We start from the raw sequence: 26,440 nt of genomic DNA, 5'->3' as shown, positions 1-26,440 counted from the left end.
TTCTGAAACAACGACTGCCTTGTCGGCGGGTCGACAGTTTCATAGTGTTTCGGTGGTCATAGCGTGAGGGAAACGCCCGGTTACATTCCGAACCCGGAAGCTAAGCCTCACAGCGCCGATGGTACTGCAGGGGGGACCCTGTGGGAGAGTAGGACGCCGCCGAACAATCATTCCAAAAAGACCCCTTCCCATTCGGGAAGGGGTCTTTTTGCGTTAACCTCTGCCAATGCAGAACCTGACCCTGACCTGGCAGACGGCCGGCGGCGCCGCCGTCGTCCTCTACGGAGGCGCGTACGCCGCCGCGCGGGTCCGGAAGCCGGGGGTGTCGGCGTTGCTGCGGGAGGCCGGCACGCTGCTGGCGCTGTTCGCGCTCTGGCAGCTGGTGGGGCACCTGTCGGTGATGAGCGCCGATCACGCGGTGGACCGGGCGGATTGGATCCACCGGACCGAGCGGGAGATCGGGCTGCCGGACGAGGCGTCCTGGCAGGCGGCGGTCATGCCGTACCCGGTGCTGGTGCGGCTGGCGAACTACTACTACGCGGTCATGCACTTCGCCGTCATGCTCGCTGTGCTGCTCTGGGTCTTCCTGCGGCACCGGGAGCGCTACGCGTGGGTGCGCAACACCGTGGTGATCACCACCGCGATCTGTCTGCTGGTGCAGTTCATCCCGGTGGCGCCGCCGCGGATGCTGCCGCAGAGCGGGTTCGTCGACGTGGCCGCGGAGTACGGGCAGTCGGTGTACGGCGGCGCGGTCGGCGGGGTGGTGGTGGCCGACCAGCTGTCGGCGATGCCCTCGGTGCACGTCGCCTGGTGCGTGCTGGTGGCGGTCGCGGTGGTGCGGGTGTCGCGGAGTCCGTTCCGTTGGCTGATGGTGCTGCACCCGGTGCTGACGGTCTCGGTGGTCGTGGTGACCGCCAACCACTTCTGGGCGGACGGCATCGTCGCCGTCTCGATCCTGCTGTTCGCCTACGCCGTCCTGGCGTTGGCGGCACGGCGGCGGGGTCGGGTCTCCGTCGAGACGACGGAGACCCGACCCCGCACCGGTGCCGAGGACCGGCCGAAGGCGGACCGGCCCAGGCAGGTCACTTGACCGGCAGGGCGAGCTTCCCCCAGGAGCCGTTGCTCAGCGCGGAGGTGGCCCAGTACCAGGCGACGAGCCCGGCTATGGCCGCGATCCAGCCGGCGGCCTTGCCGAGGCCGCTGTAGCCGCCCAAGACCGCGATGGCGCTCAGCGCGAGGGAGAGCGTGAACAGGCCGTAGACGGCGCGGCTGAACAGGCCCGCGCCCCAACTGGCGGCGGTGAGGCTGAGGGCGAGCAGGGCCCACAGCAGCAGGAACAGGCCGGCGGCGTTCTTGCTCGCGCCGCCCGCCACCGACCAGGTCGCCCAGAAGGCACCGAGGCTGGTGAAGGCGGTTCCGGTGAAGCCCTCGCCGCGGCGGAGCTGCCAGAGACCCGCGATGAAGAGGGTGACGCCGCCGAGCAGGTGGGCGAGGTGGGCCGCGTCCCCGACGCCGGTGCCGTGCAGGATCCCGGTGGAGAGCAGACCGTAGGCGAGCAGTGTCAGGCCGAGGGCGAGGTAGCCGAGGTTACCCGCGTCGGCTCCGGTGGAGCGGGCGTTCGTTGCCCCGGTAGCGTCGTTGCTCACCGGAGGCTCCTTTCACTCTGGGCGCGCGCAGGGCGCAGTGACGCTGTGGTGTGGTGTCGAGGAGTGGATGCGCGCGACCGCGCCGAGGGCGCACGGCTGTGAGCGTGCGCGGGCTGCGGTCAGAAGTGAGGTCGGAAATGGTGGGCCGGCGGAGAACCGCTGGTCACGTCCTCGCCGGGGAGATTCCCCGGCGAGATCGGTTTACCCGGCCTTGCTTGCTTGTACCCTTGTGAAGATAACAATTTGTGACTGCGTCAGCTGCGGGGTGCTCATGACTGACGCCGGTCACGACTGGCGATGCTCAGGACTGACGCCGGTCAGGACTGACGCCGGTCAGGACTGACGCTGGTGGGGCACCCGCAGGGTCAGGATCGCCATGTCGTCGGACGGCGGCTCCGGGGCGAAGCGTTCGACCGCGCGCTGCACCCGCATCGCGACCGCGCCGGCGGTCAGGCCGGTGCAGCCGGTGAGCACCTCGGCGAGGCCGTCGTCGCCCAACATCCGTCGGCCCTCCCGGCGTTCGGTGACGCCGTCGGTGACGCAGAGCAGGACTTCACCGGGGGAGAGCACCAGGTGCTCGGCGGTGAGCTCGAGGTCGTCCATGACGCCGAGCAGCGGCTGCGGGGTGGCGGCCCGGTCGACCTGGCCGTCGGTGCGCAGTCTCAGCGGCAGCGGGTGGCCGGCGCAGACCAGGGACAGTTCGGTGCTGCCGTCCGGGCGGGGCGTCAGTTCGCCGTAGAGCAGGGTGAGGAAGCGGCTGCGCGAACCCTCGTCCAGGATGGCCGCGTTGAGCCGGCGCAGCACCTGCGGGGCGTCCAGGCCCTCGCGGGCGAGCAGGCGCAGCGAGTGCCGGGCCAGGCCGGTGACGGAGGCGGCCTCGGGGCCGGTGCCGCAGACGTCGCCGATGGCGAAGCCGTAGGTGCCCTCGCGGATGGTGAACAGGTCGTAGAAGTCGCCGCCGACCTCGTTGCCCTCGCCCGCGGCCTGGTAGTAGACGTCCACCTCGACGCCCGGGATCTCGGGCAGGTCCGGCGGCAGCAGGCTGCGCTGCAGGGCCTGGCTGGTGGCGGTGCGCTCGGAGTAGAGGCGGGAGTTGTCGAGGGCGAGGGCGGCCCGGCGGGAGAGGTCCTCGGCGAGTTCGAGGATCTCCTGGCGGAACCGGACGCCGGCCGGGACGCCGAGGGCGAGCAGGCCGATGACCCGATTGCGGGCGGTCAGCGGCAGGACGACGGTCTCGCCGAGCAGGCCGGCGAGTTCGGGGCTGTCGGTGAGGCCCCGGGCGGCGGCGGTCTCGGTGGGCGTGGTCCAGAAGCGGACGCCGTGGGTGGGTCCGGCCCCGGGGGAGGGGGTCTTGTCGAGCAGGTCGCGCAGCGGGTCGATCCGGTCCTCGTCCTCGTGCAGGACGAAGGCGAGGCCGGCCGAGGAGCCGTGGTCGCCGTTGGTGTAGACGGCGCACCAGGAGGCGAGGGTGGGGACGGCCATCTGCGCCATCAGCGCGAGGGTCTGCTCGTGTTCGAGGGTGCCGGCCAGCAGGTCGGAGGCCTCGACGAGGAAGGAGAGCGAGCCGCGGCGCAGTCGTTCGAGCTCGGTCAGCCGGGTGCTCTCGACGGCCAGGGCGACCCGGTCGGCGGCGAACTGCAGGCGCAGCGCGTCCTCGTTGTCGTAGCGGCCGGGGGCGGCGGTGGCGATGCCGAGCGAGCCGATGAGGCGGCCCTCGACCTTGAGCGGGACGGTGACCAGGGAGCGCATGCCGCTGCCGGCCAGCAGGGGCAGGCCGGTGGGGCGGGCGGTGAGGTCCTCGTGGACGGAGGGCAGCCGGGCGGAGTCGTAGCGGTTGCCGGTCCCGACCGGGAAGCGGGCATGCCGGCGGTGCCCGGTGGTGAGGCCGGTGGCGGCGCGGACCTCGAACTCGGTCTCGTCGTCGGTGGTGAGCAGCAGGTAGGCGGCGTCGGCGTCGAGCAGGTCGCGGGCGCGTTCGACCGTGCGCTGGAGCAGGGTGTCGAGGTCGTCGGTGACGACCGGGCCGGCCAGCAGGTCGAGCCGGGGTCCGGCCGCGTCGGCGCGCTCGCCGGGCAGGGCGCGGGCGGGGGAGCGCAGCACGGCGCGGTCGGGTTCGAGGACGAGCAGGCAGAGGGTGGAGGGGACGCCCTCGGTGTCGCGCACGCGCACCTGGACGCCGTACACCTCGACTTCCTCGCCGTCGGGCAGCCGCAGGCCGTAGCCGCCCTCCCAGCGGGCCAGCCGGAGGGTGTCGGTGAGGCCGGGGCCGTGGCCGGGGGTCTGCGGCCAGACCGCGAGGTCGGCCCAGGGGCGGCCGAGGACGGTGGCGGCGGGGTGGTGGAAGAGCGCCTCGGCGTCGGGGTTCCAGGCCAGCACGCGGCCGTCCTCGTCGAGCTGGACGACGGCGACGTGCACCGGTCCGGGGCCGCTGGGCAGGTCGCTGCCGGGGGTGGCCGGAACGGCGTAGCGGGTGCCGGTCACGTGTGCGGGCAGGGTGAGCCGGAACCAGACGGTCTTCTGCCCGGCCGCGTACTCGACGCCCCAGCGCTCGGCGAGCGCGGAGCACATCAGCAGGCCGCGACCGCCCTCGCCGTCGGGGTCGGCGTAGCGGTCGGAGGCGGAGACCGGCCCGTCGCCGAGGGAGGGCAGGCCGCGCTCGGGGTGGTGGTCGGTGACCTCGATCCGGACGGTCTGCTCCTCGCGCAGGCAACAGACCTCGGCGGCGGTGCCGGCATGCACGACGGCGTTGGTGACGAGTTCGCTGACCAGGACGACGGCGTCGTCGACGACCTCGGGCAGGCCCCAGCCGAGCAGCGCGTCCCGGACGAAGCCCCGGGCGGCGGCCGCGGACCGGCCGTCGGGGTCGAAGGTGGCGGCTGCGCGCGCGGTGACCACGTTGCCACTTCTCCTCTGCTGCTCTGGCCCTGACTGTCCGGGGTGCGGCGCCGACCTCCCCGGGCGCGCCGTCGGGGTGAGCGGCGGCGCTGGGTCGGGTCGTGGCCCGGTGCAGCGCTCCACCCTACTTTCCGCTTGGTTCCCCGTGAGGGCGGGGCCGTGAAACAGGCACCTGAGGGTGATTCTGCCCACCTGTTTCGGACGGTGCGGGGACAACCGAGCGCAACCGGCCGTATACCCGGCGCCAGTACTGCCAGACTGGGGGGTCCGCGACGGCCGGTGGGAGCAGTACGGTCGTGTGGGTGCCGGTGGTCCGGAGGGTCCGGCCGGTACACAGCCCAGCCGGGCCGGTGCCAGGGTTCGTGCCGTTCCGGCACGGCGGTCACCGGACAGTTCACACGATGTGGGAGGGGCCCGTTGAGTTCGGCCATCAAGGACGCCACCAAGGACGCAACCGGTACGACGCCGCCCGCGCCGCGCGGCGGGCGGTCCGGGACCGCGCCGCGGATCGCGGCCGGCCGGCGACCGGGCCACAACCGCAGCGCGGAGCCCGCCGAGCTGCGCAAGCTGCTGGCCGCGCTGACCGCGATGCGGGACGGCAACTTCCGGCGCCGGCTGACGGTCCCGGGTGACGGGCCGCTGGCGGAGATCGCCGCGGTGTTCAACGAGGTCGCCGAGCGCAACCAGCACCTGACCGGTGAACTGGCCCGGGTGCGGCGGGCGGTGGGTCGCGAGGGCCGGCTGAACGAGCGTCTGGAGACCGGTGCGGGCGAGGGCGCCTGGATGGCGGCCGTCGACAACTGCAACGCGCTGATCGACGACCTGGCCCGTCCGATGGCCGAGGTGGGCCGGGTGCTGACCTCGATCGCCGAGGGCGACCTGGACCAGAAGATGGAGCTGCGCTCGCTGCACAGCAACGGGGTGAGCCACCCGCTGCGCGGCGAGTACCTGAAGATCGGCCGGACCGTCAACGGACTGGTGGACCAACTCTCGGAGTTCACCGACGAGGTGACCCGGGTGGCCCGCGAGGTGGGCACCGAGGGCAAGCTCGGCGGGCAGGCCAAGGTCCGCAGCGTGTCCGGCAGTTGGAAGGACCTGGCGGACTCGGTCAACACCATGGCGGGCCGGCTGACCGCGCAGGTGCGCAACATCGCCCAGGTGACCACGGCGGTGGCCAAGGGCGACCTGTCCCGCAAGGTGACCGTCGACGTGGCCGGCGAGATGCTGGAGCTGAAGAACACCGTCAACACGATGGTGGACCAGCTGAACGGCTTCGCCGCGCAGGTCACCACGGTGGCCCGGGACGTCGGTACGGAGGGGCGGCTCGGCGGTCAGGCGCAGGTGCCGGGCGTGGCCGGGGTGTGGCGCGAGCTGACCGACTCGGTGAACTTCATGGCCGACAACCTGACCGGCCAGGTGCGCAACATCGCCCAGGTGACCACGGCGGTGGCGCGCGGGGACCTCTCGCAGAAGATCGAGGTGGACGCGCGCGGCGAGATGCTGGAGCTGAAGAACACCATCAACACGATGGTGGACCAGCTCTCCGGCTTCGCCGAACAGGTGACCCGGGTGGCCCGCCAGGTGGGCACCGAGGGGCGGCTCGGCGGTCAGGCCCAGGTGCCCTGGGCGGCCGGGGTGTGGCGGGACCTGACCGACAACGTCAACTTCATGGCGAACAACCTGACCGACCAGGTGCGCAACATCGCCCAGGTGACCACCGCGGTCGCCAAGGGCGACCTGTCGCAGAAGATCCAGGTGGACGCGCGCGGGGAGATCCTGGAGCTGAAGAACACCATCAACACGATGGTCGACCAGCTCTCCTCCTTCGCCGACGAGGTGACCAGGGTGGCCCGGGACGTCGGCACCGAGGGCATCCTCGGCGGTCAGGCGAGCGTGCCCGGGGTGTCCGGGACGTGGAAGGACCTGACCAACAGCGTCAACCTGATGGCCAACAACCTGACCAGTCAGGTCCGCAACATCGCCGAGGTGACCACGGCGGTGGCGCGCGGCGACGTGTCGAAGAAGATCACCGTCGACGCCCGGGGCGAGATCCTGGAGCTGGTGACCACCGTCAACACCATGGTCGACCAGCTGTCGGCCTTCGCCGACGAGGTCACGCGAGTGGCCCGCGAGGTGGGCACCGAGGGCATCCTGGGCGGCCAGGCGCGGGTGCGCGGGGTGTCGGGGATCTGGAAGGACCTGACCGACAACGTCAACTTCATGGCCTCGAACCTGACCGGACAGGTGCGCAACATCGCCGAGGTCGCCTCCGCGGTGGCCCGCGGCGACCTCTCCAAGAAGATCACCATCGATGCCCAGGGCGAGATCGCGACGCTCGCCGGGACCCTGAACACCATGGTCGACCAGCTGTCCGCGTTCGCGGTGGAGGTCACCAGGGTGGCCCGCGAGGTCGGCACCGACGGCACCCTGGGCGGTCAGGCGAGCGTGCCGGGCGTGGCCGGCATCTGGAAGGACCTGACCGACAACGTCAACCAGATGGCCAACAACCTCACCGGCCAGGTCCGCAACATCGCGCTGGTGATCACGGCGGTCGCCCGCGGTGACCTCTCGCAGAAGATCGACGTCGACGCGCGCGGCGAGATCCTCCAGCTGAAGACCAACATCAACACCATGGTCGACCAGCTCTCCGCCTTCGCCGACGAGGTCACCCGGGTCGCCCGCGAGGTGGGCACCGACGGGCGGCTCGGTGGCCAGGCCCGGGTGCCCGGGGTGGACGGCACCTGGCAGGACCTCACCGAGTCGGTGAACGAGCTGGCCAACAACCTGACCCGGCAGGTGCGTGCGATCGCCCAGGTCGCCACCGCGGTGACCAGGGGCGACCTGAGCCTGCGGATCGACGTGGACGCCGCCGGGGAGCTCGACGAGCTCAAGGACAACATCAACCAGATGATCGCCAACCTGCGCGAGACCACCCGCACCAACCAGGAGCAGGACTGGCTCAAGACCAACCTGGCCCGGATCTCCGGCCTGCTGCAGGGCCGCCGGGACCTCGAGGCGGTCGCCTCGCTGATCATGACCGAGCTGACCCCGGTGGTCTCCGCCCAGCACGGCGCCTTCTTCCTCGCCCAGCCGGCCGGCCGCACCGCCGAACTGATCACCGAGGACGACGACGAGAACGACACCGTGCTGCGCCTGATCGGCAGCTACGGCTACCAGCGGCGGGCGATGCCGACCACCTTCCGGCCGGGCGAGTCGCTGATCGGCCAGGCGGCGGTGGAGAAGCGGGCGATCATCGTCAAGGAGGCGCCGCCCGGGTACCTCAAGATCGCCTCCGGCCTCGGCGAGGCCTCGCCGACCCACATCGTGGTGCTGCCGGTGCTGTTCGAGGGCCGGCTGCTGGGCGTGATCGAGCTGGCCACCTTCAGCTCCTTCACCACCGTCGCGCTGGACTTCCTCAACCAGATCGCCGACCTGATCGGCGTCACCGTCAACACCATCAGCGTCAACACCAAGACCGAGGGCCTGCTACTGGAGTCCCAGCGGCTCACCGCCGAACTCTCCATGCGGTCCGCCGAATTGGAGGCGCGTCAGGAGGAACTGGAGCGCACCAACGAGGAGTTGCAGGAGAAGGCCGAGCAACTCGCCCAGCAGAACCGCGACATCGAGATCAAGAACAGCGAGATCGAGGAGGCCCGGCAGGTCCTGGAGGAGCGCGCCGAGCAGCTCGCCCTGGCCTCCCGGTACAAGAGCGAGTTCCTCGCCAACATGTCGCACGAGCTGCGCACCCCGCTCAACTCGCTGCTGATCCTGGCCAAGCTGCTCTCCGACAACAACGAGGGCAACCTCTCGCCCAAGCAGGTCGAGTTCGCCGACACCATCCACGGCGCCGGCTCCGACCTGCTCCAGCTGATCAACGACATCCTGGACCTGTCCAAGGTCGAGGCCGGCAAGATGGACGTCCGCCCGAGCCGGATCGCCCTGGTCCAGCTGGTCGACTACGTCGAGGCCACCTTCCAGCCGGTCGCCGTCGACAAGAACCTGGACTTCGCGGTGCGGGTCTCGCCCGCCCTGCCGGTCACCCTGCACACCGACGAGCAGCGGCTCCAGCAGGTGCTGCGCAACCTGATCTCCAACGCGGTCAAGTTCACCGACAACGGCGGCGTCGACTTCTCGATCAGCCCGGCCGGCCGGGACGTCCCGCAGCACGTGCGCGAGCGGCTGCTGGAGTTCGGCTCGATCCAGGGCCCGGACGACGAGCTGATCGCCTTCTCGGTCTCCGACACCGGCATCGGCATCCCCGGCAACAAGCTGCGGGAGATCTTCGAGGCGTTCAAGCAGGCCGACGGCACCACCAGCCGCAAGTACGGCGGCACCGGCCTCGGCCTGTCGATCAGCCGCGAGATCGCCCGGCTGCTCGGCGGCGAGATCCACGCCGAGAGCGAGCTGGGCGAGGGCTCGACCTTCACGCTCTACCTGCCGCTGCGCACCGACGCCCCGGACGCGCCCGCCGAGCGGCCGGTCGAGCGGCCGGCCACCCCGAACCCGCCGGCGCCGCGCGCCTCGGTCGGGGTGACCCCGGTGGGCCTGCCGGTGCCGGTCGGCGAGAGTCCGGCCGACCACTGGGCCCAGGAGGTCCGGGAGATGGCCGAGGAGCGCCGCCGCGGGGCGATGGAGCGCCGGCGCAACGCCGCCCTGGAGAGCGCCGCCGCGCCCCGGGTGGTGGAGCCCGTGCAGCAGCCCCGCCCGGTCCGCGGCGACACCCGCTTCGACGGCCAGCAGGTGCTGATCGTGGACGACGACGTGCGCAACGTGTTCGCCCTGACCAGCGTGCTGGAACAGCACGGGCTGACCGTGCTGTACGCGGAGAACGGCCGCGAGGGCATCGAGATGCTGGAGCAGCACGAGCACGTGGCGCTGGTCCTGATGGACATCATGATGCCGGAGATGGACGGCTACGCGACCACCGAGGCGATCCGCCGGATGCCCCAGTTCGCCGGTCTGCCGATCATCGCGCTGACCGCCAAGGCGATGAAGGGCGACCGGGAGAAGTCGCTGCAGGCGGGCGCCACCGACCACATCACCAAGCCGGTGGAGACCGACCACCTGCTGTCGGTGATGTCGGAGTGGCTGAACGGCGACCGCGCGCGCGAGTGAGTGGAGCGGGTGAGCCGCCGGCGGGCGCGGACCCCGGGTTCGCGCCCACCGGCCCGCCGGTTTGCTGGCGGTCGGGCCCGGGAACCCGGTAGGGTCACCGATCGTTGCGAACAGTGACCGGATGGCGACACGCTGCTGAGCGTACGCCGGAGCACTGACCGCGCGCGGCTCCGGATCGGGTCACGACGGAGCGATGTGCCGGGCGAGGGGGTGCGGCTAGCATGACCGGGGTAGCGGTGGGCAGTACGCGAGTGCCCACACCGGGCGGCAGGCAGGCGACAGGAGGGCGAGCCCCGATGCAGAAGGCGAAGATCCTCCTGGTCGACGACCGGCCGGAGAACCTCCTGGCGCTGGAGGCGATCCTGTCCGCCCTGGACCAGACGCTGGTGCGCGCCGCCTCCGGCGAGGAGGCGCTCAAGGCGCTGCTGACCGACGACTTCGCGGTGATCCTGCTGGACGTCCAGATGCCCGGGATGGACGGCTTCGAGACCGCCGCCCACATCAAGCGCCGCGAGCGCACCCGGGACATCCCGATCATCTTCCTGACCGCGATCAACCACGGCCCGCACCACACCTTCCGCGGCTACGCGGCGGGCGCGGTGGACTACATCTCCAAGCCCTTCGACCCGTGGGTGCTGCGCGCCAAGGTCTCGGTCTTCGTCGACCTGTACGTCAAGAACTGTCAGCTGAAGGAGCAGGCCGCGCTGCTGCGGCTGCAGCTGGAGGAGGGCGGCGGCGAGCAGCCGGCCCTCGGCGGGGCGCTGCTCGGCGAGCTGTCCGCGCGGCTGGCGGCGGTCGAGGAGCAGGCGGAGGCGCTGGGCAAGCAGCTGGACGGGTCCGAGGACGCCGGGGTGGCCGCCACCGCGGCGCACCTGGAGCGCAAGCTCGTCGGCCTGCGCCGGGCCCTGGACGCGATGCGCCCGGGCACCGCGTAGACCGACCGTCGGATGTTCACCCGTCCGGGTGGTTCTGTTGCTGCGGACGGGTGAAGGACGATCAGTGTGACGGTGTGTCTGCGACACGTCCGGGCGCCCCGGCTCGGCCGCGTGGGCACGGGTCGTCGACCCCGGTAGGCTGCTGACCCATGGCCACTCGTACGCCCGGAAACGCCGCACGCAAACCGAGTCCGGGACCGTCCAAGAAGGCCGCGGCCAAGGCCCCGGGCAAGCCGCCCGCCAAGAAGGCGGCCGCCCGCAGGGCCCCCGCGAAGAAGGCGGCCGCCAAGTCGGCCCCGCCACCCCCGCCGCGCCGGTCCGTGCTGATGAGCGCCCTCAACGCGCTCGCGAGCCCGATCGCCGCGATCTTCCGCGGCTTCGGCGACGGCGCCAAGAACCTCCACCCGGCCCACCGCAAGGACGGGCTCGGGCTGCTGCTGTTCGCGCTCGCGCTGGTGGTCGCCGCCGGCACCTGGTTCAGCTCGGAGGGCTGGCTGAACGGGGCGGCCACCGCCGTGGTGTCCGGGCTGTTCGGGCGGCTCGACGTGCTGGTGCCGTTCCTGCTGGCCGGGATGGCGATCCGGCTCTGGCGCCACCCGGAGCTGCCGGAGGCCAACGGCCGGATCGTGATCGGGCTGAGCACGCTGCTGATCGGCATCCTCGGCCTGGTCCACATCGGCTGCGGCGCGCCCTCGATGGGCAGCGGCGCCACCCGGATAAGGGCGGCCGGCGGGATCGTCGGCTGGGCCGCGTCCACCCCGATGATGGCCGCCGCCGGCGCGGTGCTGGCCGTGCCGCTGCTCCTGCTGCTGGCCTTCTTCGGCCTGCTGGTGGTCACCGCCACCCCGGTCAACCGGATCGGCGAGCGGGTGCGCGGGATGGGGATGAGGCTCGGCGTGGTCGAGCCCGGGCCCGAGGACGAGCTGCACTGGGGGCGTACGCCGGAGCGCGAGCTGTCCACCGATCCGCCGGAGGACGCCGACCCGGACGCGCTGCCCTTCACCGTGGACACCGACGGTGACGACCCGGGCGACGAGGTCGCCGCCCGCCGGCGCCGCCGCCGGCGCAAGCAGGCCGTCGAGGACGACGAGCCGGAGGCCGTCCGCGTCTCCCTGGACAAGGAACCGCTGGACCCGTACGCCACCCGCGACCTCGCCGCCGGCGCGGCCGCCGACCTGGACGGCGCACTGGTCTACGGCGTGCCCGCCTCCTCGGCGGTGGCGGACATGATGCACCAGGTCAAGGACCTCACCGCGGCGCCGGAGGAGCCCGCCGTCCCGGCTGCCCGCAGCGGCGGCCCGGGCGCGCCCGCGGAGCACGGCCCGGCGCCGGTGCGGATGGAGCAGCTCCAGCTCGGCGAGGGCGTCACCTACGCGCTGCCCTCGCTCGACCTGCTGGAGCGCGGCGGCCCGGCCAAGGCCCGCAGCGCCCTCAACGACGAGGTGGTCGCCCAGCTCACCGGCACCTTCGCCGAGTTCAAGGTGGACGCGAAGGTCACCGGCTTCACCCGCGGCCCGACGGTCACCCGCTACGAGGTCGAGCTCGGCCCGGCCGTCAAGGTGGAGCGGATCACCGCGCTCGCCAAGAACATCGCGTACGCGGTGGCCAGCCCGGACGTGCGGATCATCAGCCCGATCCCGGGCAAGTCCGCGGTCGGCATCGAGATCCCCAACCGGGACCGGGAGATGGTCAACCTCGGCGACCTGCTGCGCTCGCGCACGGCCGCCGAGGACACCCACCCGATGGTCGTCGGCATGGGCAAGGACGTCGAGGGCCACACCGTGATGGCCAACCTCGCCAAGATGCCGCACATCCTGGTGGCCGGTGCGACCGGCGCGGGCAAGTCGTCCTGCATCAACTGCCTGATCACCTCGATCCTCGCCCGGGCCACCCCGGACGAGGTGCGGATGGTGCTGGTCGACCCCAAGCGGGTCGAGCTGACCGCGTACGAGGGCATCCCGCACCTGATCACGCCGATCATCACCAACCCCAAGAAGGCCGCCGAGGCCCTCCAGTGGGTGGTGCGCGAGATGGACATGCGCTACGACGACCTCGCGGCGTACGGCTTCCGGCACGTGGACGACTTCAACGCGGCGGTGCGGGCCGGCAAGGTCACCCCGCCGCTGGGCAGCGAGCGGGAGCTCAGGCCGTACCCGTACCTGCTGGTGATCGTCGACGAGCTGGCCGACCTGATGATGGTCGCGCCGCGCGACGTCGAGGACTCGGTCGTCCGGATCACCCAGCTGGCCCGGGCGGCCGGCATCCACCTGGTGCTCGCCACCCAGCGGCCCTCGGTGGACGTGGTGACCGGTCTGATCAAGGCCAACGTGCCGTCCCGGCTGGCCTTCGCGACCTCCGCGATGGCCGACTCCCGGGTCATCCTGGACCAGCCCGGCGCGGAGAAGCTGATCGGCAAGGGCGACGCGCTGTTCCTGCCGATGGGCGCGAGCAAGCCGATCCGCATGCAGGGCGCGTTCGTCACCGAGGCGGAGATCGCCAGAGTGGTGCAGCACTGCAAGGACCAGCTGAGCGCCGTCTACCGGGACGACGTGATGGCCGGGGCCGGGCCGAAGAAGGAGATCGACGAGGAGATCGGCGACGACCTGGACCTGCTGATCCAGGCGGCCGAGCTGGTGGTCTCCACCCAGTTCGGGTCGACCTCGATGCTCCAGCGCAAGCTCCGGGTCGGCTTCGCCAAGGCGGGCCGGCTGATGGACCTGATGGAGTCGCGCGGCATCGTCGGTCCGAGCGAGGGCTCCAAGGCCCGCGACGTGCTGGTGAAGCCGGACGAGCTGGACGGGGTGCTGGTGACCCTGCGGGGCTGACGGGCCGTTGCTTCCGAGGGGTTCACTCGTTCGGGGGAGGGTAGGCGCGCTGGGGGGAACCGAATGCCCGTACGCCGCGTCACAGGCCGCGAAGCGCACCCCGGGGGCCGTGCGTGACCCCTGCTGACCGCCGGTCAGCGGGGGTGTGCCGCCGGTCGGAGTGGGCGCGTCGCATTCGGCCCGCTCCGCTTGAGAAACGATCCGCCCACGCCCCTAGACTGTTCCCCAGCAGGTGGCCATCCGCTCGAAAGGCGTGCCCCGTGACCATCGGCAAGTCCTCCGACCGCGAGAACGCCCCGTCACCCGTCGAGCCGACCGACGACGCCGTGCCGGCGGCCGATGCCCCGAGCATCGGCCGGGTGCTGTCCGCCGCCCGGATCGAGGCGGGACTCACGGTGGACCAGGTGAGTACCTCGACCCGGGTGCGGGTGCCGATCGTCCACGCCATCGAGGAGGACGACTTCGACCGCTGCGGCGGCGACTTCTACGCCCGCGGGCACATCCGGGCGATCGCCCAGGCGGTCGGCGCCGACGGCGAGGCGCTGGTCGCCCGCTACGACGCCGCGCACGGCGGCTCGCCGGCCTCCAAGCGCCCGGCCACCCAGCTGATCGACAGCGGCCCGATCAAGGTGCCCGGCCGCAGCCGGCCGAACTGGGCGGCGGCCATGGTCGCCGCGATCGTCGCGGTGGTCGCCCTGATCGGCTTCAACCTGGTGAGCGGCAAGAGCGGCCACACCGGCACCGGCTCCGCCAGCGCGCCGCTGCCCAGCGGCTCCGGCACCGGCTCGGTCGCCCCGGTCACGCCGACCGTCCAGCCGTCGGCGCCCGCGCCGAGCGCCGCGGCGATCGCCGCCGTCCCGGCCGACAAGGTCACCGTGAAGCTGGTCGCCCAGGGCACCAGCTGGGTCTCCGCGACGGACGGCAACGGCAAGTCGCTGTTCCAGAACAACATCAGCGACGGCCAGGACCAGACCTTCACCGACCCCAAGCAGATCAAGCTGGTGCTCGGCAACGGCGGGGCCGTGCACGCGTACGTCAACGGCAAGGACCTCGGCGTCCTCGGCAAGGACGGCCAGGTGGTGCACGTCACGTACACCCCCGGAGACCCGCAGGCGGGCTGACCACAGCGGCCCGCGGGGGCCGGTGATGATCAGCTGATCCGTGGCTCGCGGCCTCCGGGGCGAACGGCACCGGAGGCCGCGCGTTAATCTTGGGCCTATGCCTGAACGCCGCACTGTCGCCCTTGTCACGCTCGGATGCGCCCGCAACGAGGTGGACTCCGAGGAACTCGCCGGGCGACTGGAAGCCGACGGCTGGTTGCTCGTCGACGACGCCGCCGAGGCCGATGTCGCCGTCGTCAACACCTGTGGCTTCGTCGAAGCCGCCAAGAAGGACTCCGTCGACGCCCTGCTCGAGGCCAACGACCTCAAGGGGCACGGCCGCACCCAGGCCGTCGTCGCGGTCGGCTGCATGGCCGAGCGGTACGGCAAGGAGCTCGCCGACGCGCTGCCCGAGGCCGACGGGGTGCTCGGCTTCGACGACTACGCGGACATCTCCGACCGCCTGCAGACCATCCTCTCCGGCGGCCACCACGCCCCGCACATCCCGCGCGACCGCCGCAAGCTGCTGCCGATCAGCCCGGCCGAGCGGCAGTCCGCCGCCGAGGCCGTCGCACTGCCCGGCCACGGCGCCGAGGCCGCCGCCGAGCCGATCGCCGACCTGCCCGAGGGCCTCGCCCCGGCCTCCGGCCCGCGCACCCTGCGCAAGCGGCTGGACGACAGCCCGGTCGCCTCGGTCAAGCTCGCCTCCGGCTGCGACCGGCGCTGTTCCTTCTGCGCCATCCCGGCCTTCCGCGGCTCCTTCATCTCCCGCCGCCCCTCCGACGTGCTGCACGAGGCCCAGTGGCTGGCCGGGCAGGGCGTCCGCGAGATCGTCCTGGTCAGCGAGAACAACACCTCGTACGGCAAGGACCTCGGCGACATCCGGCTGCTGGAGACGCTGCTCGGCGAGATCGCCGCGATCGAGGGCGTCGAGCGGGTGCGGGTCTCCTACCTGCAGCCCGCCGAGATGCGCCCCGGCCTGATCGACGCGATGGCCGGGACCGCGGACGTGGTGCCCTACTTCGACCTGTCCTTCCAGCACTCGGCGCCCGCCGTGCTGCGCCGGATGCGCCGCTTCGGTTCTACCGACCAGTTCCTGGAGCTGCTCGGGACCATCCGGGACAAGGCCCCGCAGGCCGGCGCCCGGTCCAACTTCATCGTCGGCTTCCCCGGTGAGACCGAGGAGGACTTCGCCGAGCTGGAGCGCTTCGTCACCCACGCCGGGCTGGACGCGATCGGCGTCTTCGGCTACTCCGACGAGGACGGCACCGAGGCCGCGACCTACGACGGCAAGCTGCCCGAGGAGGTCGTCGCCGAGCGGCTGGCCCGGCTGAGCCGGCTCGCCGAGGAGATGACCGCCCAGCGCGCCGAGCAGCGGATCGGCACCGAGGTCGAGGTGCTGATCGAGTCGATCGAGGACGGCGTGGTCGAGGGCCGCGCCGCCCACCAGGCCCCGGAGACCGACGGCCTGACCACCCTGCACGGCGTCGAGGACCCCGAGGTCGGGCAGTTCTGGCGGGCCACCGTGGTGGCCAGCGAGGGCGTCGACCTGATCGCCGAGGCGCTGGAACAGGTGCGACTGCCCGGGACCGCGGGAGCCGAGGCTCCGGGAGCCGGGGAATGACCAAGGGGCCCGGCGCCCCGGCCGCGGCCCACCCGGGCAGACCGGCGGCCGCCCTGCCGCCGGCGCCGGGTGTCTGGAACATCGCCAACGTGCTCACCATGGTCCGGCTGCTGCTGGTGCCGGTGTTCGTGGCGCTGCTGTTCGCCGACGGCGGGCACGACCCCAAGTGGCGTTCGGTCGCCTGGGCCTCCTTCGCCATCGCGATGATCACCGACCTGTTCGACGGCGAGCTCGCCCGCCGCAAGGGCCTGGTCACCGACTTCGGGAAGATCGCCGACCCGATCGCCGACAAGGCGATCATGGGCGCGGCGCTGATCGGCCTCTCGGTGCTCGGCGACCTGCCCTGGTGGGTCACCGTGGTGATCCTTGCCCGCGAGCTCGGCATCACCCTGATGCGCTTCTGGGTGATCCGCTTCGGGGTCATCCCGGCCAGCCGCGGCGGCAAGCTCAAGACGCTGACCCAGGGCATCGCGGTCGGCATGTACGTGCTGGACCTGCACGGGTGGCTGGCCACCGGGCGGGCGGTCCTGATGGGCCTGGCGGTGCTGCTGACCGTCGGCACCGCGCTGGACTACGTCGGGCAGGCGCTGCGACTGCGCCGCGAGGGCATGGCCGCGGAGCACGCGGACCGGTAGGGAACGGGAGACCTTCGGTGGGGGACTACGAGCTGGCCGAGCGGGTGCACGCCGCGCTGCGGGCCGAGGGCGGCACCCTGGCCGTCGCCGAGTCGCTGACCGGCGGGCTGCTGGCCGCCGCCCTGGTGGACGTCCCCGGGGCCTCCGCTACCTTCCGCGGGTCGGTCACCGCGTACGCGACCGAACTGAAGGCCTCGGTGCTGGGGGTGGACGAAGGCCTGTTGGACGTGTACGGTCCGGTCCACCCGGTGGTGGCCCGGCAGATGGCCGAGGGCGTGCGCGGGCTGCTGGGGGCCACGTACGGGATCGCGACGACCGGGGTGGCCGGTCCTGAACCGCAGGACGGGCAGCCGGTGGGCACGGTACACCTGGCGGTCGCGGGCCCGGGGGGAACTCTGGTCAGTTCGCCCCTGCTGTCGGGCGCTCGTGCCACAATCCGTCACGGAGCGGTGACCGCCGCACTGGAGCTGCTCGTCGGCCGGCTCGACGGCCGGAACTGACGGACCTCCAGCGGACCGGGATCCGTCGAACCGGCGTACGGGTATGGCTCAGCTGGAGGATCGTGTTACATCCAACGGCCTGGTTGGGCAGAAACCAGGTGGCGAACGAGTTGCGTGACGGTGGCCGGGTGGGCCAGGTCGGGTACCACGAGGGGCCCGCGAACCCGGGTGCGACACCGGAACAAGGAGGGGGACGGCCTTGCAGCCCAGAGTGAACACGACCAGGGTCCCCGCACGCGAAGCGGGCAAGGCGGTACGGTGGGGGCGTGACATCTCGATCCGCAGTCCGAGGAGGGAGGCACCGATGATCCTGCTCCGTCGCCTACTGGGCGATGTACTGCGTCGGCAGCGCCAGCGCCAGGGCCGCACACTTCGCGAGGTGTCGGCAGCCGCCAGGGTTTCGCTCGGGTACCTCTCCGAGGTCGAGCGGGGACAGAAGGAGGCCTCCTCGGAGCTGCTCTCCGCCATCTGCGACGCACTCGACGTCCGGATGTCCGAGGTCATGCGCGAGGTCAGCGACGAACTGTCGCTCGCCGAACTTGCGGCGATGGCCACCCTCTCCGAAGGTGATCTGCTGAGGCCGGTACTCGAACCGGTTCCGCTGCCCGCCCCCGGCGCCGACCGGGCGAACATGTCGCCCAAGGCCGCCGCGATGGACGTGGTCGCCGCCTGATCCGGCCTCGACACCCGGGTTCCCGAAGCCCGGGGCGAGCGGAGGAGGGCGGTCGTGCGGAGACTCGCGACGGTGCGCACGGTGGCCCGAATACGGCTGTGGGCGCGGCGGTCGCTGCCGTGGCCGACCCGCTGGGTCCTGGTGGTCCTCGCGGCCGGGCTCGCCTGGTGGCTGATGGCCGTCCGCGGGCAGCTGACCGACGGCGCGGTGCTGGGGCTGCTGGCGGCCGGTGGCTGGGGGCTCGGTCTCATCCCGGTCCACGCCGACCGGAACGCGACCGGACCGCTGCGACGCCGACGCCGGCGCGAGGAGGCGGTGGGCCGGGTGGAGGCACAACCGCCGCCGATCGGGTGAATCGACGTGGCCGGAGGCCGCGGGGTCGTTGACTCCGCGGCCTCCCGGCTTTCCGCGGCCTCCCGGCTTTCCGGGGCCTCGGGGCCCGCTACGGGCGCAGCCGGAGCCCGCGGGGGGTGGCGTGGAAGCCGGCCTCCTCCAGGGCGCGGCCGAGGTCGGAGCCCAGGGCGGGCTCGCCGTTGGCCCGCTCGACCATGACGCTGCCGAGCGCGCCCGCGCGGACCGCCCCGGCGAGCGCCCCGGCGGCCAGCGCGACCGTCGCCCCGTCCTCCGGCCAGGCCAGCAGGGACTTGCCGCCCCGCTCCACGTACAGCGCCAGCTCGCCGTCCACCAGAACCACCAGGGCGCCCGCCTTGCGGCCCGGGCGGTGCGCCCTGGGCTCCTTGGCCCCCGGGGCGGCGGGCGGCTCGGGCCAGGGCAGCGCGGCGCCGTAGGCGTTCGCCGGATCGGCGGCGGCCAGCACCAGCAGCTGCGGCGGCTCGGCGGCCGGCCCGGCCGGCCACTCGGTGGCTCGGGCCCGCTCCAGCCGGCCGTTGACCGAACGCAGCCGGTCGGCCGCGCCCTCCATGGCGAACTGGGCGCCGCCCAGGCCCTCGACGAAGTAGCCCCGGCGGGCCCGGCCGCGCTCCTCCATCGCGGCGAGCACCCGGTAGACCCCGGCGAAGCCGCCGGGCACCCGTTCGGCCGCCACCGTGCCGCGGGTGAGCAGGCCGTGCCGGTCCAGCAGGCTCTGCGCCTGGGCGGTGGCCTGGACCGTCGGATCGGCGGCGAAGGCGGGCAGCAGCGACCAGCGCCCGGCCACCGTCGGCGGGCCGCTGCGCAGGGCGCCGCCGGGCCGGCCGAAGGCGCGGCCGGCGCCGCCGTAGCGGCCGCGCGGGGTGGCCCGGGTCGCCCGGTGGGCGGTGGCGCCGGGCGTCCGGCCGGAGCCGAGCAGGGCGCGCAGCGGGGCCAGGGTGTCATTGCTGACGTACCCGGCCCAGACCAGGTCCCAGAGGGCCTCGACCACCTCCGGTTCCGGCGTCTCCTCCGGCAGCTGCTGGAAGAGCTGGCGGAAGAACAGGCCGTAGCCGCCGGCGAGTGCCTGCAGCAGGGCGCTGTGCAGCGGGGTGAGCGCGGGCGGCACGGGCTCGGGGCGCAGCAGGTGGGCGTTCTCGGCCAGGTGCAGGCTGAGCCAGCCGTCCTTGCCGGGCAGCGCGCCCGCACCGCACCAGCCGATCTCGCCGGCCGCCATCAGCTCGTCCAGCAGACCGGGCGAGTAGTCGCCGAGCCGGGCCGGGAGGATCAGCTTCTCCAGGGCGGAGGCGGGCAGGGCGGTGCCCTGGAGCTGTTCGACCACCCGGAGCAGGCCGTCCGGGCCGCGCAGCCGGTGCCCGGCCAGGTGCTGCCACTGCGGCAGGAAGGCGGCCAGGGCGCGCGGCGGGACGGGTTCGACCTCCTGGCGCAGGGCGGCCAGCGAGCGGCGGCGCAGCCGGCGCAGCACCTCGGCGTCGCACCACTCGGGGGCGGTGTGCCACTCGGGGGCGGTCTGGCCTCCGGCCGGCCGGAACTGGCCCTGGACCAGGCGGCCGGCCGCGGTGAGGCGTTGCAGGGTGCCGGTGACGACGGCGGTGCCCAGGCCGTAGCGGGCGCCGGCCTCGGCGGCGGTGAACGGGCCGTGGGTGCGGGCGTGCCGGGCGAGCAGGTCGCCCAGCGGGTCCTTGACCGGCTCGGTGAAGGCCTCGGGGACGCCGACCGGCAGCGGGGTGCCGAGCGCGTCGCGCAGCCGTCCGGCGTCCTCGATGGCGGCCCAGCGCTGCTCGCCGGCGATCCGGACCTGGATCACCCGGCGGGCGGCCTCCAGCTCCAGGGCCCAGAGCGGCTCGGCGCCGCGGACGGTCAACTCGGCCTCGGTGAGCGGGCCGAGCAGGCGCAGCGCGTCGGCGACGCCCTCGGCGTCCTTGATCCGGCGCTCGGGGGTGAGGCGTTGGAGCTCGGCCTCCAGCTCGGCGAGCACCTGCGGGTCGAGCAGTTCGCTCAGTTCGGCCTGGCCGAGGAGCTCGGACAGCAGCCGGGAGTCGAGCGAGAGGGCGGCGGCCCGGCGTTCGGCGAGCGGGGAGTCGCCCTCGTAGAGGAACTGGGCGACGTAGCCGAACAGCAACGAGCGGGCGAAGGGCGAGGGTTCGGGGGTGGTGACCTCGACCAGGCGGACGGCGCGGGATTCGAGGTCCCCCATCAGCTCGACCAGGCCGGGGACGTCGAAGACGTCCTGCAGGCACTCGCGGACGGCCTCCAGGACGATCGGGAACGAGCCGTACTCGGAGGCGACTTCGAGCAGCTGGGCGGCGCGCTGGCGCTGCTGCCAGAGCGGGGTGCGGCGGCCGGGGTTGCGGCGGGGGAGCAGCAGGGCGCGGCCGGCGCACTCGCGGAAGCGGGAGGCGAACAGGGCGGAGCCGCCGACCTGTTCGGTGACCAGCTGCTCGATCTCGGTGGAGTCGAACAGCGCGGCGTCGGCGCCGACCGGGGCCTCGTCCGGGGCCGAACCGGCGGGTTGTGACGGGCTGCTGAAATCGAAGTCGGGGGAGAGCAGGTCCGCGTCGGGCAGGCGGAGCACGATGCCGTCGTCGGCGTGCATGACCTGCGGGTCCAGGCCGTGCTTCTCGCGCAGCCGGGCGCCGAGGGCGAGTGCCCAGGGGGCGTGCACCTGGGCGCCGAAGGGGGAGTGGATGACGATCCGCCAGTCGCCGAGCTCGTCCCGGAAGCGCTCGACCACGATGGTGCGGTCGTCCGGGAGGTGGCCGCAGGCGGCCCGTTGCTCGGCGAGGTAGTCCAGCAGGTTGGCGGCGGCCCAGTCGTCCAGGCCGGCCTGCTTGAGGCGCTCGGTGGCGGCCTCGGGCTGGAGGGTGCCCAGCTCGCGGGTGAACGCGCCGAGGGCGCGGCCGAGTTCGAGCGGGCGGCCGAGGGTGTCGCCCTTCCAGAACGGGAGCCGGCCGGGGACGCCGGGGGCGGGGGTGACCAGCACCTTGTCGTGGGTGATCTCCTCGATCCGCCAGGAGGTGGTGCCGAGGGTGAACACGTCGCCGACGCGGGACTCGTAGACCATCTCCTCGTCGAGTTCGCCGACCCTGCCACCGCCCTTCTTGGGGTCAGCCCCGGCGATGAAGACACCGAACAGGCCGCGGTCGGGGATGGTGCCGCCGGAGGTGACGGCCAGGCGCTGGGCGCCGGGGCGGCCGGTCACCGTGCCGGCCACCCGGTCCCAGACCAGCCGGGGGCGCAACTCGGCGAAGGCGTCCGAGGGGTAGCGGCCGGCCAGCATGTCGAGCACGGCGTCGAAGGCGGACTGCGGGAGGGTGGCGAAGGGCGCGGCGCGGCGGACCACGGCGAGCAGCTCGTCCACCGGCCAGGCGTCCAGCGCCGTCATCGCGACCAGCTGCTGGGCGAGCACGTCCAGCGGGTTGCGCGGGATGCGCAGCGCCTCGATCCGGCCCGCCCGCATCCGCTCGGTGACCACGGCGGACTGCACCAGGTCCCCCCGGTACTTGGGGAAGAACACGCCGGTGGAGACGGCGCCGACCTGGTGGCCCGCCCGGCCGACCCGCTGCAGGCCGGAGGCGACCGAGGGCGGGGACTCGACCTGGACGACGAGTTCGACGGCGCCCATGTCGATGCCGAGCTCCAGACTGGAGGTGGCGACCACGGCGGGCAGCCGACCGGCCTTCAACTCCTCCTCGACGAGGGAGCGTTGCTCCTTGGAGACGGAACCGTGATGGGCCCGGGCGATGACCGCGGGCGCGCCCTTGGCGGCGCCCGAGCCGCCCATCAGCTGGGCCGGGGCGTGCGCCTCGGGGAAGACGGCGCCGGTGGCGCGCTCGTGGGCGATCTCGTTCAGCCGGTTGCACAGGCGCTCGGCCAGGCGGCGGGAGTTGGCGAAGACGATGGTCGAGCGGTGCGCCTCGACCAGGTCGACGATCCGCTCCTCGACGTGCGGCCAGATCGAGGCTCCCCCGGCCTGGCGGCTGGGAGGTGCCCCCAGGCGCTGCGGGTCGGCGTCGGCGGCGCCGCCGGTGGCCGGGGCGGCGGGCAGGTCGTCCAGGTCGGGGACCGGGACGACCACCGAGAGGTCGAACTCCTTGGCGGAGGCGGGCTGGACGACGGCGGCGCCGCGCTGGGGGCTGAGGAAGCGGGCCACCTCCTCGACCGGGCGGACCGTCGCGGACAGGCCGATCCGGCGGGCCGGGCGGTCCAGTAGCTCGTCCAGCCGCTCCAGGCTGAGCGCGAGGTGGGCGCCGCGCTTGGTGCCGGCGACGGCGTGGACCTCGTCCAGGATCACCGTGTCGATGCCCCGGAGTGCCTCCCGGGAGGCGGAGGTGAGCAGCAGGAAGAGCGACTCGGGGGTGGTGATCAGGATGTCCGGCGGGTGGGTCGCGAAGCGGCGGCGGTCGGCGGCCGGGGTGTCGCCGGAGCGGATGGCGACCTGGACCTCGGGCTCGGGCAGGCCGAGCCGGACGGCGGCCTGGCGCAGGCCGGTCAGCGGGGCGCGCAGGTTCCGCTCGACGTCCACGGCGAGGGCCTTGAGCGGGGAGACGTAGAGCACCCGGCAGCGGCGCTTGGGCTCGGCCGGGGGCGGGGTGCTGCTGAGCCGGTCGAGCGCGGAGAGGAAGGCGGCGAGCGTCTTGCCGGAGCCGGTGGGGGCGACCACCAGGACGTCGGTCTCCCGCTGGATGGCGCGCCAGGCCTCGGCCTGGGCGGTGGTGGGGGCGGAGAAGGCGCCGGTGAACCAGGCCCGGGTGGCCGGGGCGAAGCCGGCCAGCGGGTCGGCGGGCCCGGGGGCGTCGGGCCCGGGGGAGCCGGCGGGCGGGTTCGGGTGCTGGGGCGCCATGCCCCCATGGTGCCGGGTGGGACTGACAAGCGGGGGTGGGGCGCGAGGAGGGTGTAGCTGCGGGAGCGGGAATGATGATCCGCTCATATGGTGAGGAATCGGACGCGTGATCAATCCGTGACCGTGGCTGTGACGGCAGTCGAACGGCTGCCCGGCCGGAACCTCGACGGACCGACGAGCGGAGAGCGTGGGATGGCGCAGGCGCACCAGTCCGGCGGTCCCGGCCGCGCCGGCCGCCGACGCCGGGTCTGCGGGCCGGCCCGGGCGCTGCTCGCGATGCTGCTCACCGCCCTGGTGGTCGGCGGCGCCGTGCCGTACGTGTCGGGGCCCGGACGGGCGTACCTCAGCTACCTGGTGCTGGCCGCGCGGGAGGACGCCGCCGGCGCGGCCCGGGCCGGGGCGGAGAGCCTGGCGGCGGGCGGACGGGTGGTGCAGGAGTACCCGCAGATCGGCGCGGTGCTGGCGTACGCGACCGGCGGCTTCGCGGACCGGGTGCGGAACAGGCCGGGGATCGCCGCGGTCGGGGCGACCCGGACGGCTCCGGTGGTGGGGCCGCCGCGGGCGGTGGACGGGGCCGGGGACTTCGCGGCGGGGGTGCGGCGCGGGGGCTCGGACGGGTGGGGCGGGGGATCCGGGCGTTCGGACGGGGCTTCGGACGGGCGGGTCAGGGGGACGGCCACGGTGCCCGATCCGGGGGAGGGCGGGGCCTGGAACCTCGCCATGCTGCACCAGGGGGCGGGGCCGGGGTCGACCGGTGACGGCGCCGGCGGCGTGCCGGGCCCGGAGGCGATGCGCAAGGTGCTGGTCGCGGTGCTGGACTCGGGCGTGGACGACACCCACCCGGACCTGCGGGCGGCCGTCGACCCGAAGGCCTCGGCCTCCTGCGCCGACGGTCGGCCGGACGCGCGCACCGGTGCCTGGCGGCCGGAGCCCGGGGTGGAGGAGGGCGGGCACGGCACCCACGTCGCCGGGATCATCGGCGCGGCCCGGGACGGGCAGGGCGTCACCGGCGTCGCCCCGGGGGTGCAGATCGCCGCCGTCCGGCTGCTCGGGCCGCTCGGGCAGTACTACGCGGAGAACATCGTGTGCGGCATGCTCTGGGCGGCCGACCACGGGGCCAAGGCGATCAACGACAGCTACTTCGCCGACCCGTGGAAGTACAACTGCCCCGGGGACCGGGACCAGGCGGCGCTGATCGCGGCCGTCGGCCGGGCCGTCGGGTACGCCCAGCGCAAGGGCGCGGTGGTGGTCGCCTCGGCCGGCAACGACGGGCAGGACCTCGGCGCGGCCCGGACCGACGAACGCAGCCCCAACGACCGGGGCTCCGGACCGGCCCGCACCCGCTACCTGGGCACCGAGTGCATCCGCCTTCCCGGCCAGCTGCCCGGCGTCGTCACCGTCACCGCCGTCAACCGGGACGGCCGTCCGTCCTCGTACACCAACTACGGGCGCGGTCTGGTCTCGCTGGCCGCCCCGGGCGGGGACCCGGACGGCGGGGCGCAGGGGGCGGTCGTCTCGGACTGGCCGGGTGGGCAGTACGCGGCGCTGGCGGGGACGTCGATGGCGGCGGCGCACGTGACGGGGGCGGTGGCGATCGCGGCGGCGCTGCATCCGGACTTCGGGTCGGCGCAGCTCGCCGACCTGCTGGCGAGCACGGCGGTGGCGGCGTGTCCGGCGGGGCCGCGGGGGTGCGGGGACCGGCAGTACTTCGGGGCGGGACTGGTGGCACTGCCCAGGTAGCGGGACCGGCGGGTCCGGGATACTGGGAGGCATGAGGCTGACCGAGTTCTGGCGACGGATGTACGCGCACTTCGGCGAGGCGTACGCGGAGTCCTTCGCGTCCGACCACGTGATGAGCGAATTGGGCGGGCGGACGGTGCGCCAGGCGCTGGACGCGGGCTGGGAGGCCAAGGACGTCTGGCGGGTGGTCTGCGAGACCCAGGGGGTTTCGGCGCTGCTGCGCTGAGCACCTGACGCCGGGGTGGTGGGACAGACTGTCCGGGTGACTACGAACGGAGAGCGGGAGAGCCTCGGCGGGGCGGTGCGGGGCGCCGAGGGCGAACGGACCGGGCGGGGCGGGGCGCTGTGGGGCGGGATGCCGCCCTGGCTGCCCCGGGCGATGGTGCTGTTCCTGGTGCTGGTCGGGCTGTTCCAGCTCGCCGACTGGGCGTTCCGGCAGCTGATCGACCTGTTCGTGATGCTGCTGGTGGCGTTCTTCCTCTCGCTGGCGCTGGAGCCGGCGGTGGACCGGATGGCGGCGCGCGGGGTGCGCCGGGGGGTGGCCACCTTCCTGGTGTTCGTGGCGGTCGGGGTCGCGGTGGTGGGGTTCCTCGCCGCGCTCGGCACGCTGTTGGTGGACCAGGTGGCGAAGATCGCCGGGGACCTGCCGCACCTGGTCGACAACCTGATCGGCTGGGTCAACCGGACCTTCCATCAGGAACTGTCGCTGGGGGAGCTGCAGAAGCGGCTGCTGAAGGACTCCGGGACGATCGAGGGGTACGCCCAGCAGGCCGCGGACAACGTCTGGGGCGTCTCCTCGACCCTGATCGGCGGGCTGTTCCAGACGTTCACCGTGGGGCTGTTCACCTTCTACTTCACCGCCGAGGGCCCGCGGGTCCGGCGGACGGTCTGTTCGCTGCTGCCGCCCGACAAGCAGGGCGAGGTGCTGCGGGCCTGGGAGATCGCGCTCGTCAAGACCGGCGGCTACCTGTACTCGCGGGCCGTGCTGGCGGTGGTGTCGGCGGCCGGGCACTGGGTGATGTTCGCGCTGATCGACCTGCCGTACTCGGCCGCGCTGGCGATCTGGGTCGGCGTCATGTCGCAGTTCGTGCCGACCATCGGGACGTACCTGGCGGGTGCGCTGCCGGTGCTGGTGGCGCTCACCGAGGAGCCGGTGGACGCGCTGTGGGTGCTCGTGTTCACGGTGGTCTACCAGCAGGTCGAGAACTACGTGCTGCACCCGAGGATCACCGCCAGGACGGTGGACGTGCACCCGGCGGTGGCCTTCGGCGCGGTGATCGCGGGCGCGGCGCTGCTGGGTGCGGTGGGCGCGCTGATCGCGATCCCGGCGGCGGCGACCCTGCAGGGCTTCGTCGGGACGTACGTGCGGCGGTACGAGGTGGCCACCGATCCGCGGATCGACCGGGGGGAGCAGCGGCGGGCCCGCCGGGAGCTGCGCCGGGAGGCGGCGCGGCGGCTGCGCCGGATGGTCGGCGGCGACGGGGAGTGACGGACGGTGCGGGGCGGGCGGCGGGGAGTGACCCCGCCGACCCGCCCCGCG

At 73.4% G+C, this 26,440-nt stretch carries 16 protein-coding genes and 1 rRNA gene; 14 read left to right on the top strand and 3 right to left on the bottom strand.

Features of this window, described 5'->3' with window-relative positions:
• The first annotated feature begins 48 nt into the window (after nucleotides 1-48).
• Together rrf and O1G21_RS13675 are read left to right on the top strand one after the other, a co-directional pair.
• Nucleotides 49-165: ribosomal RNA gene (gene rrf, locus O1G21_RS13680) — 5S ribosomal RNA — on the top strand.
• A 61-nt stretch (nucleotides 166-226) separates the two neighbouring features.
• Complete coding sequence (locus tag O1G21_RS13675; RefSeq protein ID WP_270143706.1) at nucleotides 227-1,090, top strand: phosphatase PAP2 family protein; 864 nt, start codon at nucleotides 227-229, stop codon at nucleotides 1,088-1,090.
• Here the strand turns inward: O1G21_RS13675 and O1G21_RS13670 are convergent.
• Both O1G21_RS13670 and O1G21_RS13665 read right to left on the bottom strand, forming a co-directional pair.
• Nucleotides 1,083-1,646 carry a GPR1/FUN34/YaaH family transporter gene (locus O1G21_RS13670; protein WP_270143704.1) on the bottom strand — a complete coding sequence of 188 codons (564 nt, stop codon included), beginning with the start codon at nucleotides 1,644-1,646 and terminating at the stop codon, nucleotides 1,083-1,085. The two genes, O1G21_RS13675 and O1G21_RS13670, sit on opposite strands and share 8 nt — an antisense overlap.
• A gap of 333 nt (nucleotides 1,647-1,979) precedes the next feature.
• The gene (locus tag O1G21_RS13665; protein WP_405000639.1) at nucleotides 1,980-4,664 is read right to left on the bottom strand and encodes a SpoIIE family protein phosphatase; all 2,685 of its coding nucleotides are present in this window, start codon (nucleotides 4,662-4,664) and stop codon (nucleotides 1,980-1,982) included.
• A 465-nt stretch (nucleotides 4,665-5,129) separates the two neighbouring features.
• On the opposite strand from O1G21_RS13665, the gene O1G21_RS13660 reads away from it, so the two are divergent.
• From O1G21_RS13660 to O1G21_RS13620, 9 genes are all read left to right on the top strand, one after another.
• Nucleotides 5,130-9,656 (top strand): HAMP domain-containing protein, encoded by a 4,527-nt coding sequence (locus O1G21_RS13660; protein WP_405000800.1) that lies wholly within the window; start codon nucleotides 5,130-5,132, stop codon nucleotides 9,654-9,656.
• Nucleotides 9,657-9,952: 296 nt separating this feature from the next.
• Nucleotides 9,953-10,591 (top strand): response regulator, encoded by a 639-nt coding sequence (locus O1G21_RS13655; protein ID WP_270143700.1) that lies wholly within the window; start codon nucleotides 9,953-9,955, stop codon nucleotides 10,589-10,591.
• A 149-nt stretch (nucleotides 10,592-10,740) separates the two neighbouring features.
• Nucleotides 10,741-13,416, top strand: coding sequence for a DNA translocase FtsK (locus tag O1G21_RS13650; protein WP_270143698.1), 2,676 nt, complete (start codon nucleotides 10,741-10,743; stop codon nucleotides 13,414-13,416).
• A 260-nt stretch (nucleotides 13,417-13,676) separates the two neighbouring features.
• The gene (locus O1G21_RS13645) at nucleotides 13,677-14,537 is read left to right on the top strand and encodes a helix-turn-helix domain-containing protein (RefSeq protein ID WP_270143696.1); all 861 of its coding nucleotides are present in this window, start codon (nucleotides 13,677-13,679) and stop codon (nucleotides 14,535-14,537) included.
• Nucleotides 14,538-14,634: 97 nt separating this feature from the next.
• Entirely contained in the window at nucleotides 14,635-16,140 is a 1,506-nt protein-coding gene (rimO, locus tag O1G21_RS13640) for a 30S ribosomal protein S12 methylthiotransferase RimO (RefSeq protein ID WP_270143694.1), read from the top strand.
• Entirely contained in the window at nucleotides 16,137-16,775 is a 639-nt protein-coding gene (pgsA, locus tag O1G21_RS13635; protein ID WP_270143692.1) for a CDP-diacylglycerol--glycerol-3-phosphate 3-phosphatidyltransferase, read from the top strand. The genes rimO and pgsA overlap by 4 nt, the downstream gene beginning before the upstream one ends.
• Nucleotides 16,776-16,792: 17 nt before the next feature.
• On the top strand, nucleotides 16,793-17,275 hold the full coding sequence (locus O1G21_RS13630; RefSeq protein ID WP_270143689.1) for a CinA family protein: 483 nt from the start codon (nucleotides 16,793-16,795) through the stop codon (nucleotides 17,273-17,275).
• Nucleotides 17,276-17,579: 304 nt separating this feature from the next.
• The gene (locus O1G21_RS13625) at nucleotides 17,580-17,948 is read left to right on the top strand and encodes a helix-turn-helix domain-containing protein (RefSeq protein ID WP_030290911.1); all 369 of its coding nucleotides are present in this window, start codon (nucleotides 17,580-17,582) and stop codon (nucleotides 17,946-17,948) included.
• Nucleotides 17,949-18,002: 54 nt separating this feature from the next.
• Complete coding sequence (locus tag O1G21_RS13620; RefSeq protein WP_270143685.1) at nucleotides 18,003-18,302, top strand: hypothetical protein; 300 nt, start codon at nucleotides 18,003-18,005, stop codon at nucleotides 18,300-18,302.
• An 88-nt stretch (nucleotides 18,303-18,390) separates the two neighbouring features.
• On the opposite strand, the gene O1G21_RS13615 is transcribed toward O1G21_RS13620, so the two are convergent.
• Nucleotides 18,391-23,160, bottom strand: coding sequence for an ATP-dependent helicase (locus tag O1G21_RS13615; RefSeq protein ID WP_270143683.1), 4,770 nt, complete (start codon nucleotides 23,158-23,160; stop codon nucleotides 18,391-18,393).
• Nucleotides 23,161-23,352: 192 nt separating this feature from the next.
• Between O1G21_RS13615 and O1G21_RS13610 the strand changes: the two genes are divergently transcribed.
• From O1G21_RS13610 to O1G21_RS13600, 3 genes are read left to right on the top strand one after another with little or no spacing between them, the layout of a single operon-like run.
• Entirely contained in the window at nucleotides 23,353-24,900 is a 1,548-nt protein-coding gene (locus O1G21_RS13610) for a S8 family serine peptidase (protein ID WP_270143681.1), read from the top strand.
• Nucleotides 24,901-24,931: 31 nt separating this feature from the next.
• Entirely contained in the window at nucleotides 24,932-25,126 is a 195-nt protein-coding gene (locus O1G21_RS13605) for a DUF3046 domain-containing protein (RefSeq protein WP_153462919.1), read from the top strand.
• Nucleotides 25,127-25,162: 36 nt separating this feature from the next.
• Nucleotides 25,163-26,389 carry an AI-2E family transporter gene (locus O1G21_RS13600; RefSeq protein WP_405000638.1) on the top strand — a complete coding sequence of 409 codons (1,227 nt, stop codon included), beginning with the start codon at nucleotides 25,163-25,165 and terminating at the stop codon, nucleotides 26,387-26,389.
• The last annotated feature ends 51 nt before the right edge of the window (nucleotides 26,390-26,440 follow it).

This window comes from Kitasatospora cathayae (assembly GCF_027627435.1).
Taxonomy (GTDB): Bacteria; Actinomycetota; Actinomycetes; order Streptomycetales; family Streptomycetaceae; genus Kitasatospora; species Kitasatospora cathayae.
Note: the sequence above shows the minus strand (reverse complement) of the source record. Positions and strands in the feature narration are given on the sequence as shown.

Excerpts from the sequence above, each read along its gene's own strand:
- O1G21_RS13675 (WP_270143706.1), top strand. The coding sequence starts at position 227 with ATGCAGAACCTGACCCTGACCTGGCAGACGGCCGGCGGCGCCGCCGTC.
- O1G21_RS13660 (WP_405000800.1), top strand. The coding sequence starts at position 5,130 with ATGCGGGACGGCAACTTCCGGCGCCGGCTGACGGTCCCGGGTGACGGG.
- O1G21_RS13655 (WP_270143700.1), top strand. The coding sequence starts at position 9,953 with ATGCAGAAGGCGAAGATCCTCCTGGTCGACGACCGGCCGGAGAACCTC.
- O1G21_RS13650 (WP_270143698.1), top strand. The coding sequence starts at position 10,741 with ATGGCCACTCGTACGCCCGGAAACGCCGCACGCAAACCGAGTCCGGGA.
- rimO (WP_270143694.1), top strand. The coding sequence starts at position 14,635 with ATGCCTGAACGCCGCACTGTCGCCCTTGTCACGCTCGGATGCGCCCGC.
- pgsA (WP_270143692.1), top strand. The coding sequence starts at position 16,137 with ATGACCAAGGGGCCCGGCGCCCCGGCCGCGGCCCACCCGGGCAGACCG.
- O1G21_RS13625 (WP_030290911.1), top strand. The coding sequence starts at position 17,580 with ATGATCCTGCTCCGTCGCCTACTGGGCGATGTACTGCGTCGGCAGCGC.
- O1G21_RS13615 (WP_270143683.1), bottom strand. The coding sequence starts at position 23,160 with ATGGCGCCCCAGCACCCGAACCCGCCCGCCGGCTCCCCCGGGCCCGAC.
- O1G21_RS13610 (WP_270143681.1), top strand. The coding sequence starts at position 23,353 with ATGGCGCAGGCGCACCAGTCCGGCGGTCCCGGCCGCGCCGGCCGCCGA.
- O1G21_RS13605 (WP_153462919.1), top strand. The coding sequence starts at position 24,932 with ATGAGGCTGACCGAGTTCTGGCGACGGATGTACGCGCACTTCGGCGAG.